We start from the raw sequence: 12,543 nt of genomic DNA, 5'->3' as shown, positions 1-12,543 counted from the left end.
CCGGTCATGAAGACAAACGATGTCAGCGCAATTCGTCCGGCGCGGACACACCCAGCAAGGCGAGGCCGGAGGCCAGCACCGTCTCGACGCCGAGCACGAGCGCCAGGCGAGCACGGGTCAAGCTTCCACTTTCATCCCTAATGAACCGTAAATCTGGGGTATTTCTGCCCCAATTCCAATAGGCATGGAAATCGTCGGCGAGCTCGCCGAGATAAAATGCCACCCGATGCGGCCGATGTACAGCGGCCGCCTCCCCGATCAGCCTGGGGTAGCGGGCGAGCCGTTTCAGGAGCATCGTTTCACGCTCGTCCACGAGCAGGGCGAAATCCGCGCTGCGCAGGGCATCCCGATCGGCGAGGCCGGCCGCCGTCTCCCGCGCGGCCCGGAACGCCGAGCGGCAGCGGGCATGGGCATAGTGCACGCGAAAGAGCGGATTGTCCCAGGAGAGGTCGACCAGCGCAGCCAGGTCGAGAGCGAGCGGAGCTTCGTCGGGGACCGACAGCATCGCGAAGCGCACGGCGTCCCAGCCGGCCTCCTCCGCCAGCGCGCCGAAGCTCGGCACCCCACCGAGCGGCCGGCCGCGGCTGAGGACCCTGACCGGGCCGCATGTGCGCGCCTTCCGCGGGCCATCGACCATCGGCACCCGCCGCACCACGCGTCCGGCCGCCTCGAGCAGGCCGGCCAGCGCGTCGGCGAGGACTGCCTGGCGTCCATGGTCGGGATCGAGCAGCCCGATCGCCTCCGGCTCGACGCGTCCGACCCGGGCCGCCCCGCCCGGCGCCGCGGCGCTGCGCCCATAGGCGTTGCCGGTGGCCAGGATCGCGGCGAGCACATCGGCCCAGACCGCGGGGGCGAGGCTGAGATTGACGAATCCCGGCCCGGCCGCCTCGGCCCGGGTCACGCCGGGCAGGCGGGCGAGGCGCGCCGCCAGGCGTTCGGCGAGATCGCGCGGCGGCAGGCCGGACGCAGCGGCGAACGCCATCGCCGCCGTGGTGGTGAGATCGCCGCGTCCGGGCTCGCGCGCCGTCTCGACGGTGATGCCGGCGGGATCGGCGACGCCGGTGATGGCGCCCTCGGCCGCGAGCGCGGCCCGGACATGGGCTTCGAACAGGGCGAATACATCCATGACGCGTGCGCGCTCGGCGGCGTTTCACGGATCGGAACACCGGGCCGGTCCGCCAACCCCCGCCGAGACTTCGGGATCTGCCTCGGGGCGCGCGTCCTATCGCAGATCCGGCGCGCTGTCGAACAGGCGCCGATGCTCGCTGAGCGCGAACGTATCGGTCATGCCGGCAATATAGTCCGCGACGCGGCGGGCGCGCTTGTTCTCGTCCGCTCCCGCCAGCCCCTGCTGCCATTCCGGCGGCAGGGCCGCGATGTCGTGGAACAGGCGCTGGAACAGGTTCACGACGACCTCGGCCGCCGCGATGCGGATCTTCATCACCCGCGGCGCCCGGTACATGTTGGGATAGAGGAAATCCTTGATCGCCCGATCGGCGCCGGCCATGGCCGGCGAGAAGCCGACGAGGGCATGGCCGGCGCGGCGGACATCGTCGGCCGACCGATAGCGGCCGCTCTCGAAAGCGCGGCGCCCGAGGCCGATGACGTCCTCCACCAGACGGGTGATGATGCGGCGCATCAGCTCGTGGGCGGTGCGGGCCCGGTCGAGCCCGGGATGGCGTGCGCCGATCTCGGCGAGCAGCTCGGCCACCAGCGGCACCACCGCGAGATCGTCGAGCTGGAACAGGCCGGCGCGCAGGCCGTCGTCGATATCGTGCGCATTGTAGGCGATGTCGTCAGCCACGGCCGCGGCCTGGGCCTCGGCGCTGGCATAGCTCGCAAGCTCCAGATCCTGCAGCGCCTGGTATTCCAGGATGGCGGCCGGGATGCCGCGTGAGACATAGGCGCCGAGCGGCGTCCCGTCCGGCGCGACCATCGGTCCGTTGTGCTTGACCAGGCCTTCCAGCGTCTCCCAGGCGAGGTTCAGGCCGTCGAAGGCGGCGTAGCGCTGCTCGAGCCGGGTGACGATGCGCAGGGACTGGGCGTTGTGATCGAAGCCGCCATAGGGGCGCATGGCCTCGTCGAGGGCGTCCTCGCCGGTATGGCCGAAAGGCGTATGGCCGAGATCGTGCGCCAGCGCGAGCGCCTCGGCGAGATCCTCGTCGAGAGCCAGGGAGCGGGCGATCGAGCGGGCGATCTGCGCCACCTCGATGCTGTGGGTGAGACGCGTGCGGTAATGGTCGCCCTCGTGGGTGACGAAAACCTGCGTCTTGTGCTTGAGGCGTCGGAACGCGGTGGAATGGATGATCCGGTCGCGATCGCGCTGGAAGTCGGTGCGGGTCGGCGACGGCGGCTCGGGCACCAGCCGGCCGCGGGACTGTGGGGCCACCGCCCACGGTCCGCGCGGACGCACGATGCAATCGGGAATGTCCATGGGTCTTGGTCCGGCCGCAGCGCCGACGATGGCGGCGCTGCGGACTGCAGGCGTCAGGACGCGGCCGGAGCAGCCGGCGGCACGGGGGGCAGGCCGGCGATCGCGTCGCGCAGCGCCTGCTCCTTGCTGTGGTCGAGGGAGGTCTTGAGAACCGTCCCGCCGGTGCCCTTCACCGCATCCAGCACCTTGTCGGCGGTCATCTTGCGGATGAGGACGAACAGGGCGGCGTTCCCGGGCTGGAGGCTGCTCGACAGGTCCTTCATGAAGGCATCGTTGATGCCGAAATCGGTCAGGGCGCCGCCGACGGCGCCCGACGCCGCGCCGAGGGCCGCCCCGATCACCGGCATCAGGAAGATGGTGCCGATCAGCAGCCCCCAGAAACCGCCGGACAGGGCGCCGACCGCCGTGGTGTTGAAGAGCTGGTTGAGCTTGACGGAGCCGTCGGCAGCCTTCACCGCGATCACCGCGTCGCCGAGCTCGATCACATATTCCTTCTGCAGCTCGAACAGCGTCTTGCGGACGGATTCGGCCTGCTCTTCCGTGGGATAGATGATGGCGACGAGGTCGGACATTGCGCTCTCCATGTCGATCGGGGCAGGACTGGCCGCTTCCGCTTGACGACGATGATCGGCGGGGCGGCAGCCTTCCGTCAATATAGCGCTGGAGTAAGCGATCTCGATGTCGGGTGCTTGACGGGGATCGGGACGCAGCGCCCATGGCCCAGCGTCGTCGCGTGGCCGGCTGCCGCATCGCGGTCACGCCGAGCGCATCGATGCAGAATTCAGAATGCAGCGGCCACAGATTGCCCCCGATACCGTTGGCGCAGCCTCAGGACGCGCGCCGCCGCCGCGGTTCGATATAGGTGGCGAAGACGTGGTCCCAGAACGCGGTGGTCACCCCGTAATTGCCTTCCACGCCGTGGAAATGGTGGGCCATGTGCCGCAGCCGCGCGCGATAGAGCAGGCCGCCGGGCTTCAGCTTCCAATGGTGCGAAGCGTGGTGCACGAGGGTATAGGCGAGATAGCCGAGCAGGATACCGCCGGTGAAGCCGCCGGCCACCGTTCGATCGATGAAGAACAGGGGCGCGTAGAACACCAGAAAGATCATCGCGATGCTGACGAAGGACGGAGCGCCGATCATGCTCAACGGGTCCTGATGGTGCGCATCGTGCATTTCGTCGAAGAATCTCACATTGTGATACACCCATCGATGCACGATATACTCGACCAGGGTCCAGGCGCCGCAGCCGACGGCGAAGGCCAGGAGCCACAGGCCGAACGCTGAGAGGTCGCGCTGCGCCAGCACGACCAGGGCGAGGCCGAGGATGGCGAGCGGACTGGCGACGAAATCGCCGAAATAGAGGACCCTGTTCAAGTTCATGATCGATGCCCAATCATTGTCGCATCCCGCGCGGACGCAAATGCCCGAGATCCCGGGCGAGCGAGGCATCGCCGCCCCCACGCCCACGCCATGAAACGATGCATGTATGGCAAAATGCGGCCGCCCCGCATAGGCCGCCGATCCCGGGCGCCGGAACCGATCTCCAGGCTCACCCGACCTCCCCTTCCCGGGAGCAATCCGCGATCAATGCGGCGACCGACTGCTCCTGCAGGCGTTGGCGCATCGTCTCCTCTGCCATCAGCGAGCCCGGCACGAGGCGGTCGGTGTAGAGCACGCCGTCGAGATGGTCGACCTCGTGCTGGACGATTCGGGCCGGCCAGCCCGTGAGCGGCATCCAGTCGTGGAACGTGCCATGCCGATCGAAGAAGGCGATCTCGACATCGAGATCGCGCTCGACCAGCCCGGCATAGCCGGGAATGCTGAGGCAGCCCTCCGGGAAGACGACCTTCCGGCCTTCGGCCGGGAGGCGCAGGCGCGGATTGACGAAGACTTGCAGGGGAAACGCCGCAGTCCGCTGCCGGTCCTGGCGCTGCTCCTCGCTCAGGCGTTCGATCGCCTGCGGCGGATCCTCCACCACGATGATGCGGCGGGCCTGGCCGACCTGCGGCGCCGCCAGGCCGACGCCCGGCGCATCGCGCATGGTGGCGATCATGTCGTCGATCAGGCTCTGGATCTCGGGCGAGGCGATCGCCTCGAGCGGCACCTCGTCGGCCCGGCTCCGCAGCACGGGATCGCCGACGCGCACGATCGGCAGCACCGTCATGGCCGCCCTCCCCGCGCTGCCGCGGCAAGCGCCTGCTCGACATCGTCCAGGAGATCCTCGGTGTTCTCAAGGCCGACGGCGCGGCTGACCAGCGCAAGGGCGTCCATCAAGGCAACTCCCGCAACGACACCGCCATCGAGCTCCGAATCAGGCGGGGCCGGCAGGCCCGGATAGGACAGGGACGCGACAGCCGGATGAATGGCGGTCATCTCGGCAATCGCCTGAGCCGAGCTCCGGCGCCTCGAGGTCGCGTGGGTCGTGCATGCGGGTTTCATGGAGAGCAAGGTCGAGGTCATGGAGACCGGCGGCGTCAGCGCGCCCTGCGCGCTCGCCGGATCGTAGCCGGGATGGATGGCCCGGGTGGAAGGCCCCTGTCTTCTGTTCGGCCTGTCCGGCATCACACCTCCCGAAAGATCTGCCTCAGCGATGGTCGAAGACCCGCGCCAGCCTGTCGCCTCCGGCCTGCACCAGCGACACCAGCGCGATCAGCACGACGATCACCGCGATCATGACCGAAGTCTCGAAGCGCTGATAGCCGTAGCGGATGGCGAGATCGCCGAGCCCGCCCGCCCCCACCGCACCGGCCATGGCCGAGGCGCCGATCAGCAGCACCAGCGTGACGGTGAAGCCGGAGATCAGGCTCGGCAGGGCCTCGGGCACCAGCACCTCGCGGATGATCGTCCAGCTGCCGCCGCCCATGGCCTTGACCGCCTCGATCAGGCCGCGGTCGACCTCGCGCAGGCAGACCTCCGACACGCGTCCGAAATAGGGGATGGCGGAGATCGACAGCGGCACGACGGCCGCCGCCGTGCCGATCGAGGTGCCGACGAGGAGCCGGGTCAGCGGGATCAGCGCCACCAGCAGAATGATGAAGGGCAGCGAGCGGAAGGCGTTGACCACCGCCCCCAGCCCCTTGTTGACCCAGGCGTTCTCCCAGATCCCACCCGGCGCGGTGCCGACCAGAACGAGGCCGAGGGGCAGGCCGACGACGAAGCTGATGGCGCCGGAGACCAGCGTCATCACCACGGTCTGCTGCAGCGCAGCAAGCAGGGGTTCAAGCGGAACGCTGGGCATAGCCGAGGATCTCCACGGTGGCGCCGGCTGCCGCGAGATGGCGTTCGATCCGGTCGATGAGCTCGGGCGTCGCGTCGCGAGCGGCGAAGAGGATGGTGGTGGCAGCCGCCTCGCGCACACCCGAGGCCTGCGCCCGCAGGATGATCGGGGCTGCGCCGGTGGCGGCGGCGAGGTCGGTCAGAACCGGGCGCTCGGCCAGGCCGCCCGCGAGGGTGAGGCGGAACACCGCGTCGAGCCCCGGCGCCCAGGCCGCGGCGAGGCCCATGGGCAGGATGCCGGGGCTCTCCGCCGCCTCGCCGGTGGCCGGCATCTCGCCCGGCGCCAGCAGGCGGCGGGTGATCTCGGTGCGCGGGCGCGCGAACAGGGCGGCGGTGTCGCCCTCCTCCGCGATGCGGCCGTGATCGAGCACCACCACCCGGTCGGCGATGGCGCGGATCACGCTCATCTCGTGGGTGATGAGCACGATGGTGAGCCCGAGCTTGCGGTTGATGTCGCGCAGCAGCGCCAGGATCGAGGCGGTCGTCTCCGGATCGAGCGCGGACGTCGCCTCGTCCGAAAGCAGCAGCGCCGGATCGGCGGCAAGCGCCCGGGCGATGCCGACACGCTGCTTCTGCCCGCCCGAGAGCTGCGCGGGATAGGCCGAGGCCTTCGCCTCCAGGCCGACCAGCTGCAGCAGCGCCGCAACCCGCTCCCGGCGCTGGTGGCGCGGCCATCCCGCAATCTTCAGCGGCAGGGCGACATTGTCGGCCACGGTCTTGGCCGAAAGCAGGTTGAAGTGCTGGAAGATCATGCCGATGCGGCCGCGCACCCGGCGCAGCTCGCCCTCGCCGAGCGGCACGATGTCCCGCCCCTGGATCTCGACGCGACCGGAATCCGGCTTCTCCAGGCCGTTGAGACAACGGATCAGGGTGGATTTGCCGGCGCCGCTGCGTCCGATCACGCCCAGGATCTCGCCGCGCCGAACCTCCAGCGAGACGTCGTCGATCGCCGCCACCGCCCCGAAGCGCTTGGCGACATGGACGAGGCGCAGCATCGTTTCGGACGGCCGGGGCGCCGCATCGGCCGCGCCCGGCAGCGCCCCGTCCGCCGCCTGCCCGTCCTCCGCCCTGGGATGTGCCGTCATCGCTGCGTCCTCAAAACAGCGTCATGCGCCGGAGACCGGCGCATGACGAAAACCTCGTTGCGGCCGAGTTCACCAGGCCGGCAGGGCCGTGCCCTTGTAGATCCTGGCCAGGGCCTCGCGCACCGTGTCGTTCTCGTAGGAGGCGACCAGCGTCTTCACCCAGGGATCGGTCTCGTGCCCCGCTTTGACGGCGATGAAGTTGCGATAGGGGTTGTCTGCCACCGGCTCGGTGGCGATGCGGTCGGCCTGGGTCAGGTTCGACTTCAGCGCCCAGTCCGTGTTGACGACCGCGGCGTCGAGATCGTCGATCGAGCGGCCGACGATGCCGGCATCGAGCTCCTTGATCGCGAGGTTCCTGGGATTGTCGACGATGTCCAGCGTCGTCGCCAGGATGCCGGATTCGGGCTTGAGCTTGATCAGGCCCTCGTGCTCCAGCAGGCGCAAGGCCCGCCCCTCGTTGCTCGGATCGTTCGGCACGCCGATCACCGCGCCGTTCGGCAGGTCCGCCACCTTGTGGACCTTGCGCGAATAGAGCCCGATCGGCCAGACCGCCGTGTAGCCGACGGGCACGATGTGGTAGCCGCGCGTCTTGATCTGGTTGTCGAGGTAGGGCTTGTGCTGGAAGGCGTTGGCGTCGAGCTCGCCGTTCTCCAGCGCCTCGTTGGGCTGGGTATAGTCGTTGAAGACGGTGAGCTTGACGGTGAGGCCGCGCTTCCTGGCCTCCTCGGACACCACGGCCCAGACGTCCTCGTCCTCGGCGCTCATGATGCCGACGCGCACCGTCGTGTCGTCGGCGCGGGCATGGCCTGCGCCCAGGATCGGCGCCGCCAGGGCCGGCAGCAGCAGCGCCGCCTGGATCAGGACGCGGCGGAGCGGGTTCATCCTCATGGACATCTCCTGAAAATCGCTGGCGCACCGGCCAGGCATGCGGACGGCCTTCGGCGGCGCTCCGCCGGCAGGTCCGGCTGCTCGTCGGCCGTTTTTTAAAACGGACGGAACGTTCTTTCAAGAGAACATGTTGTTCTATATCGCCGGTAGACATAGAATAATCGCACGCAGGGCGCCATGCGATGCAGCCATGCGCCGCCGACATGGCCCGCCGAGCACAGCAGGGAAGGAGCAGCAATGGCCCTTGGAACCATCAAGACCCGGGCGACGGGCGCGACGGCGAGGCTCGGGCGCACCGGGCAGCCCTCCGTGGCCTCCGTCACCGGCGGCGAGCTCTCCGTGGTCACGCGTCCGTCGGAGCCCGGCTTCAATCCGCTCGACCTGCTCTACGCCTCGCTCTCCGCCTGCCTCGTCCTCAGCGCCCGGATCGCGGCGAGCGAGCTCGGGATGCTCGACAAGGTCGCGGAGCTCAGCGCCACCGTGAGCGGCAGCAAGGCGGCGGACGGGCCCTCGCGCGTCGAACGGTTCCACATCGTCCTCGGCGTCGACGGCGATCTCGACGAAGCGGCCAAGGACGCCATCGTCGCCGCTGCCGAGACCATCTGCACGGTCAGCAACACGCTGCGCGACCAGCCGGCCTTCGAGGTATCGCGCGCGGATCCGCATTGAGGGCGTCCGTCCTGCGTTCGAGGACGCTGGACAAGACTGGTCACATATGGAACAAAACGGAAACGCTCAGGAGAGGGACATGCACGAGCCGATCTCGTTCCATGCATTGACGCCCGATCGCTGGGCCGATTTCGAGACCCTGTTCGGCCCCGACCGCGGCGGCAATTCCGGCTGCTGGTGCTTGTGGCCGAGGCTGCGGCGCGCGGACTATCTCGTGATGCCGAAGGCGGATCGCAAGGCGATGTTTCACCAGATCGTCGTCCGCGGCCCCGCGCCTGGTGTGCTGGCCTATGAGAACGACCTGGCCATCGGCTGGTGCGCCGTCGGCCAGCGCCGCAACTTCGCCCGGTTCGAAACGACGAAAGTGTCGAAACCCGTCGAGGGCCTGTCCGATGCGGGCATCGTCTATGCCCTGACCTGCTTCTTCGTGCGCAAGGGCTACACGCGGCGCGGCCTGATGCGCGAGCTGTCGCTGGCGGCCATCGACATGGCGCGCCGTGCCGGCGCCACCGCGATCGAGGTCTGCCCGGTCGAGGCGGACAGGCCGCTCGTCTGGGGCGACGGCTTCACCGGCATTGCCTCGGTGTTCAGCAAGCTCGGCTTCCGCGAGATTGCCCGGCGTTCCCCTCGCCGCCCGTTGATGCGCCTCGACCTCGGCGCCTGACCTTGGCGAGGCCGGACATGCCGCAATCGGAGATCCCGCTCAGGATCCGACTTCCAGGCCCTGTCGGTCCAGAATCTCGACGACCGCGCCGCGTTCCATCCTGGCGGCACGGTCGCACAGGTGCCCGACGACATCCCCGTCATGGCTGACCAGCACCATGGTCATGCCGTGACGGGCGCGAAGGTCGGTGAGGAGGTTGAGCACGCCCGCCTGGACCGACAGGTCGAGCGCCGAGGTCGGCTCGTCCAAGAGCAGCAGCCGCGGCCGCAGCAGCAGCACCCGGGCGATGGCGATGCGCTGGCGCTGGCCGCCGGAGAGCTCGTGAGGAAAGCGCGCGGCGATGTCGCCGGCCAGTCCGACCTCGGCCAGGATCGCCGCGACCCTCCGCTCCACGTCGCCCTCCCGGCGCGCGCGCAGCGGCTCGCCGAGGGTGCGGGCGATGCGGTGGCGCGGATGCAGCGAGGCATAGGGATCCTGGAACACCATCTGGACCTCGCGGCGCAGCTCGCCCTCGATTCGCCGGCCGGGATGGAGCGGCGTGCCGAGCACCGACACGTCCCCCGTCCAGGTGCGCTCGAGGCCGGCGAGCACGCGCAGCACCGTCGTCTTGCCGCAGCCGGACGGTCCGAGCAGGCCGAAGATCTCGCCCGTCCGCACGGTGAACGCGGCATCGCGGACCGCGGCGAAGCTCGCCGCGCCGCGGCGGAACGCGACCGAAAGCCGATTCACCGTCACGGCGCTCATCGGGCCGCCTCCTGCCATGCCGCCGTCGGCAGCCGGGTGCCGTGGGTCGCCGCGGACGGGCGCGCCTGCCACAGGGCCCGGGTATAGGGATGGGTTGCATCGGCGAGCTGCTCGGCCGCCAGGCGGTCGACGATGGCGCCGCGATGCATCACCAGGACGCGATGCGCGAAGCTGGCGACCTGCTGCAGGTCGTGGCTGATCAGGAGAAGGCCCATGCCCCGCTCCTCGGCGAGGCCCCGCAGGAGGTCGAGGATCTGGCCGCGCACGGCCTGGTCCAGCGCCGATGTCGGCTCGTCCGCGATCAGGAGCGCCGGTTCGGCGATCAGCATCGCCGCGATCATCACACGCTGGCCCATGCCGCCCGACAGCTCGCCGGGATAGCTGCGATAGACGCGCAAGGGATCGTCGAGGCCGACCTTCGCCAGCATGTCCAGCGCACGCTCCCGTCGCTCGGTCCGCGACAGCCGCGTGTGCAGGAGCAGCGTCTCCTCGACCTGCCGGCCGACGCGATGGGCCGGATTGAGCGAGAACTTCGGATCCTGCAGCACCAGGCCGACGGCCTTGCCGCGCAGGCCCTGCCAGGCACGGGCGTCGAGCCCGGCGAGGTCCGTGCCCCCCAGCACGACGCGCCCGCCGGTCCGGCGCAGGCCGCGCGGCAGCAGCCCGAGAATGGCGCGGGCCGTCATCGACTTGCCGGAACCGGATTCCCCCACGAGGGCGACGCGCTCCCGGCCGACGGCGAAGGAGATGCCGCGCAGCACCGGACGCGAGCCGCCCTCGTCCATGGCCGCCACGTGCAGGTCCTCCACGCTCAGCAGCGGCTCAGCCATGGCGAGGATCCATGAGGTCGCGCAAGCCGTCGGCGACCAGGTTGAAGGCGAGGCTGGTGAGGAAGATGGCGGCGCCCGGGGCGGCGGCGATCCACCACTGGTCGAAGATCACTTGCGTGCCCTCCGCCACCATCGAGCCCCATTCGGCCGTGGGCGGGCGCACGCCGAGCCCGAGGAATCCCAGGCCCGCGGCCGCCAGGATGATGCCGCCGAGATCGAGGGCGAGGCGCACGATCGCCGACGGCAGCACCAGCGGCAGGATGTGCCCGGCGAACAGGCGCGGCCCACGGATGCCCACCATCTCCGCGGCGGCGAGATAGTCGCTGCGGCGCAGGGCCTCCGTCTCGACCCTGGCCTGGCGGGCATAGGCGGGCCAGCTGGTCAGGGCGAGGGCGATGACGCCGTTGAGCAGGCCCGGGCCGAGGATCGCCACGAAGGCGAAGGCAAGGAGCAGGCGCGGGAACGACATCACGATGTCGCAGAGCATCATCAGCGCCCGCTCGGTCAGGCCGCCGAAGAAGCCGGCGACCATGCCGACCGCGACGCCGACCGGCGCCATGAATGCCCCGACCAGCACGACGATCAGCAGCGTCGGCCGGGCGCCGTAGACGAGACGCGAGAGCAGGTCGCGGCCGAACCCGTCCGTCCCCAGCCAATGGGCGGCCGAGGGCGCGGCGAGGCGGATCGCCGTGTCCTGCAGGTTGGGATCGTAGGGCGCCAGCCACGGCGCGAACAGCGCGCAGGCGGTGACCGCGGCCAGGATCGCGGCGCCCGCGGCCAGCGAAGGCGAGCGGCGCGCGACGGGCGCCAGCCGGCCGAAGGCCATGCCGAAAGTCGGACCCTGGGCACTCATCGCACGCGCCTCGGATCGAGCCGGGCGACGGCAAGATCCGTCAGGCTGTTGAGCGCGATGAAGGCGACGCCGATGACGAGGGTCGCCCCGAGAATGGCGGCCGTGTCGCCGGCGAACAGCGCCACGGTGAGATAGCGCCCGATCCCGGGCCAGGCGAACACGGTCTCGGTCAGCACGGCGCCTTCCAGGAGGTTGGCATAGGCGAGCGCGACCACGGTGACGAGCGTGCCGGCGATGTTCGGCAGGATGTGGACGAAGATCACCCGGGCCGCGCCGGCGCCCTTGGCCCGGGCGGTCAGCGTATATTCCTGCGCCAGCTCGCCGAGGATGGCGGCGCGCGTCAGCCGGGAGATGCCGGCGAGGGCGTAGAAGGCGAGCACCAGGCCCGGCAGCACGAGATGCGCCAGGGCGCTGCGGAAGGCGCCCGGCGCGCCCCACAGCCCCGCATCGATCAGCGCGAAGCCGGTCACCGGCTTGAGGGTGTACTGGTAGACGACGTCGAGCCGCCCGGTTCCCGGCGCCCAGTGCAGCCGCGCATAGAACAGGAGCAGCATCAGGAGGCCGAGCCAGAAGATCGGCACGGAATAGCCGATCAGCGAGACGAGGCGGATGGCGCCGTCCAGGAGGCCGCCGGGCCGCATCGCCGCGATCATGCCCAGGGCGAGGCCGACGACGGTGCCGAGGACGATGGCCGCGGTCGCCAGCTCCAGCGTCGCGGTGAAGGTGCGCGCCACGTCGGCGGCGACGGGCTGCCCGGTGGACGTGGCCCGCCCGAGGTCGCCCTCCGCCAGCCGCCCGAGATAGCGCCAGAACTGGACGGCGAGCGGCTCGTCCAGGCCCAGCTCCTGCCGCGCCGCCTGGTAGGAGGACTGGCTGGCGTGGTCGCCGACGAGCTGCTGCGCCGGGTCGACCGGCGACAGCCGCGTCATCGCGAAGGTGACGAGGATCAGGCCGAACAGCGTCAGCGCCAGCTTGCGCAGCCAGCGCAGCACGGCGGCGAGCGTGCCGAACCTGCGGCGGCCGCCCTCCGGGGAGGACGGCCGCCGCACATCATGTCCGAAATCCCGGGCCGGGAGGGTGGCCTGCGCCAATCTGCTGTC

Annotated in this window: 15 protein-coding genes; 2 read left to right on the top strand and 13 right to left on the bottom strand. The window is 70.2% G+C overall.

The features are described from left to right. Window positions 1–22 precede the first annotated feature (22 nt). From QO011_RS08820 to QO011_RS08780, 9 genes are all read right to left on the bottom strand, one after another. Window positions 23–1,126: a DALR anticodon-binding domain-containing protein gene (locus QO011_RS08820; RefSeq protein WP_307270404.1), complete on the bottom strand. Its 1,104-nt coding sequence runs from the start codon at window positions 1,124–1,126 to the stop codon at window positions 23–25. A gap of 96 nt (window positions 1,127–1,222) precedes the next feature. After that, complete coding sequence (locus QO011_RS08815) at window positions 1,223–2,434, bottom strand: deoxyguanosinetriphosphate triphosphohydrolase (RefSeq protein WP_307270402.1); 1,212 nt, start codon at window positions 2,432–2,434, stop codon at window positions 1,223–1,225. Between the two features lie 53 nt (window positions 2,435–2,487). Then, a complete protein-coding gene (locus tag QO011_RS08810; RefSeq protein ID WP_307270399.1) occupies window positions 2,488–3,006 on the bottom strand; it encodes a DUF1269 domain-containing protein in 519 nt (172 codons plus the stop codon). A 256-nt stretch (window positions 3,007–3,262) separates the two neighbouring features. After that, the gene (locus QO011_RS08805; protein ID WP_307270397.1) at window positions 3,263–3,814 is read right to left on the bottom strand and encodes a sterol desaturase family protein; all 552 of its coding nucleotides are present in this window, start codon (window positions 3,812–3,814) and stop codon (window positions 3,263–3,265) included. Between the two features lie 169 nt (window positions 3,815–3,983). After that, window positions 3,984–4,598, bottom strand: coding sequence for a peptide deformylase (locus QO011_RS08800; RefSeq protein WP_307270394.1), 615 nt, complete (start codon window positions 4,596–4,598; stop codon window positions 3,984–3,986). Next, window positions 4,595–4,996 carry a hypothetical protein gene (locus QO011_RS08795; protein WP_307270392.1) on the bottom strand — a complete coding sequence of 134 codons (402 nt, stop codon included), beginning with the start codon at window positions 4,994–4,996 and terminating at the stop codon, window positions 4,595–4,597. Before QO011_RS08795 ends, QO011_RS08800 begins: the two co-directional genes overlap by 4 nt. A 22-nt stretch (window positions 4,997–5,018) precedes the next feature. Next, entirely contained in the window at window positions 5,019–5,672 is a 654-nt protein-coding gene (locus QO011_RS08790) for a methionine ABC transporter permease (protein WP_307270390.1), read from the bottom strand. Then, window positions 5,653–6,795 carry a methionine ABC transporter ATP-binding protein gene (locus QO011_RS08785; RefSeq protein WP_370881926.1) on the bottom strand — a complete coding sequence of 381 codons (1,143 nt, stop codon included), beginning with the start codon at window positions 6,793–6,795 and terminating at the stop codon, window positions 5,653–5,655. The genes QO011_RS08790 and QO011_RS08785 overlap by 20 nt, the downstream gene beginning before the upstream one ends. A gap of 69 nt (window positions 6,796–6,864) precedes the next feature. After that, window positions 6,865–7,683 carry a MetQ/NlpA family ABC transporter substrate-binding protein gene (locus tag QO011_RS08780; RefSeq protein ID WP_307270387.1) on the bottom strand — a complete coding sequence of 273 codons (819 nt, stop codon included), beginning with the start codon at window positions 7,681–7,683 and terminating at the stop codon, window positions 6,865–6,867. A gap of 237 nt (window positions 7,684–7,920) precedes the next feature. On the opposite strand from QO011_RS08780, the gene QO011_RS08775 reads away from it, so the two are divergent. Then, window positions 7,921–8,352, top strand: coding sequence for an OsmC family protein (locus QO011_RS08775; protein ID WP_307270385.1), 432 nt, complete (start codon window positions 7,921–7,923; stop codon window positions 8,350–8,352). A 79-nt stretch (window positions 8,353–8,431) separates the two neighbouring features. Then, window positions 8,432–9,016: a GNAT family N-acetyltransferase gene (locus QO011_RS08770; RefSeq protein WP_307270382.1), complete on the top strand. Its 585-nt coding sequence runs from the start codon at window positions 8,432–8,434 to the stop codon at window positions 9,014–9,016. Between the two features lie 39 nt (window positions 9,017–9,055). Here QO011_RS08770 and QO011_RS08765 read toward each other — a convergent pair whose 3' ends face one another. From QO011_RS08765 to QO011_RS08750, 4 genes are read right to left on the bottom strand one after another with little or no spacing between them, the layout of a single operon-like run. Beyond that, on the bottom strand, window positions 9,056–9,760 hold the full coding sequence (locus QO011_RS08765; protein ID WP_307270379.1) for an ABC transporter ATP-binding protein: 705 nt from the start codon (window positions 9,758–9,760) through the stop codon (window positions 9,056–9,058). Continuing rightward, window positions 9,757–10,590 carry an ATP-binding cassette domain-containing protein gene (locus tag QO011_RS08760; RefSeq protein WP_307270377.1) on the bottom strand — a complete coding sequence of 278 codons (834 nt, stop codon included), beginning with the start codon at window positions 10,588–10,590 and terminating at the stop codon, window positions 9,757–9,759. The genes QO011_RS08765 and QO011_RS08760 overlap by 4 nt, the downstream gene beginning before the upstream one ends. Beyond that, complete coding sequence (locus QO011_RS08755; RefSeq protein WP_307270374.1) at window positions 10,583–11,443, bottom strand: ABC transporter permease; 861 nt, start codon at window positions 11,441–11,443, stop codon at window positions 10,583–10,585. Before QO011_RS08755 ends, QO011_RS08760 begins: the two co-directional genes overlap by 8 nt. Continuing rightward, window positions 11,440–12,534 carry an ABC transporter permease gene (locus tag QO011_RS08750; RefSeq protein ID WP_370881925.1) on the bottom strand — a complete coding sequence of 365 codons (1,095 nt, stop codon included), beginning with the start codon at window positions 12,532–12,534 and terminating at the stop codon, window positions 11,440–11,442. Before QO011_RS08750 ends, QO011_RS08755 begins: the two co-directional genes overlap by 4 nt. Window positions 12,535–12,543 lie beyond the last annotated feature (9 nt).

This window comes from Labrys wisconsinensis, assembly GCF_030814995.1.
GTDB lineage: Bacteria > Pseudomonadota > Alphaproteobacteria > Rhizobiales > Labraceae > Labrys > Labrys wisconsinensis.
The sequence above is the reverse complement of the archived record's forward strand: the minus strand, read 5'-3'. Positions and strand labels throughout refer to the sequence as shown.

Coding starts and splice junctions, on each gene's coding strand:
- QO011_RS08820 (WP_307270404.1), bottom strand. CDS start 1,126: ATGGATGTATTCGCCCTGTTCGAAGCCCATGTCCGGGCCGCGCTCGCG.
- QO011_RS08815 (WP_307270402.1), bottom strand. CDS start 2,434: ATGGACATTCCCGATTGCATCGTGCGTCCGCGCGGACCGTGGGCGGTG.
- QO011_RS08810 (WP_307270399.1), bottom strand. CDS start 3,006: ATGTCCGACCTCGTCGCCATCATCTATCCCACGGAAGAGCAGGCCGAA.
- QO011_RS08805 (WP_307270397.1), bottom strand. CDS start 3,814: ATGAACTTGAACAGGGTCCTCTATTTCGGCGATTTCGTCGCCAGTCCG.
- QO011_RS08800 (WP_307270394.1), bottom strand. CDS start 4,598: ATGACGGTGCTGCCGATCGTGCGCGTCGGCGATCCCGTGCTGCGGAGC.
- QO011_RS08795 (WP_307270392.1), bottom strand. CDS start 4,996: ATGCCGGACAGGCCGAACAGAAGACAGGGGCCTTCCACCCGGGCCATC.
- QO011_RS08790 (WP_307270390.1), bottom strand. CDS start 5,672: ATGCCCAGCGTTCCGCTTGAACCCCTGCTTGCTGCGCTGCAGCAGACC.
- QO011_RS08785 (WP_370881926.1), bottom strand. CDS start 6,795: ATGACGGCACATCCCAGGGCGGAGGACGGGCAGGCGGCGGACGGGGCG.
- QO011_RS08780 (WP_307270387.1), bottom strand. CDS start 7,683: ATGAGGATGAACCCGCTCCGCCGCGTCCTGATCCAGGCGGCGCTGCTG.
- QO011_RS08775 (WP_307270385.1), top strand. CDS start 7,921: ATGGCCCTTGGAACCATCAAGACCCGGGCGACGGGCGCGACGGCGAGG.
- QO011_RS08770 (WP_307270382.1), top strand. CDS start 8,432: ATGCACGAGCCGATCTCGTTCCATGCATTGACGCCCGATCGCTGGGCC.
- QO011_RS08765 (WP_307270379.1), bottom strand. CDS start 9,760: ATGAGCGCCGTGACGGTGAATCGGCTTTCGGTCGCGTTCCGCCGCGGC.
- QO011_RS08760 (WP_307270377.1), bottom strand. CDS start 10,590: ATGGCTGAGCCGCTGCTGAGCGTGGAGGACCTGCACGTGGCGGCCATG.
- QO011_RS08755 (WP_307270374.1), bottom strand. CDS start 11,443: ATGAGTGCCCAGGGTCCGACTTTCGGCATGGCCTTCGGCCGGCTGGCG.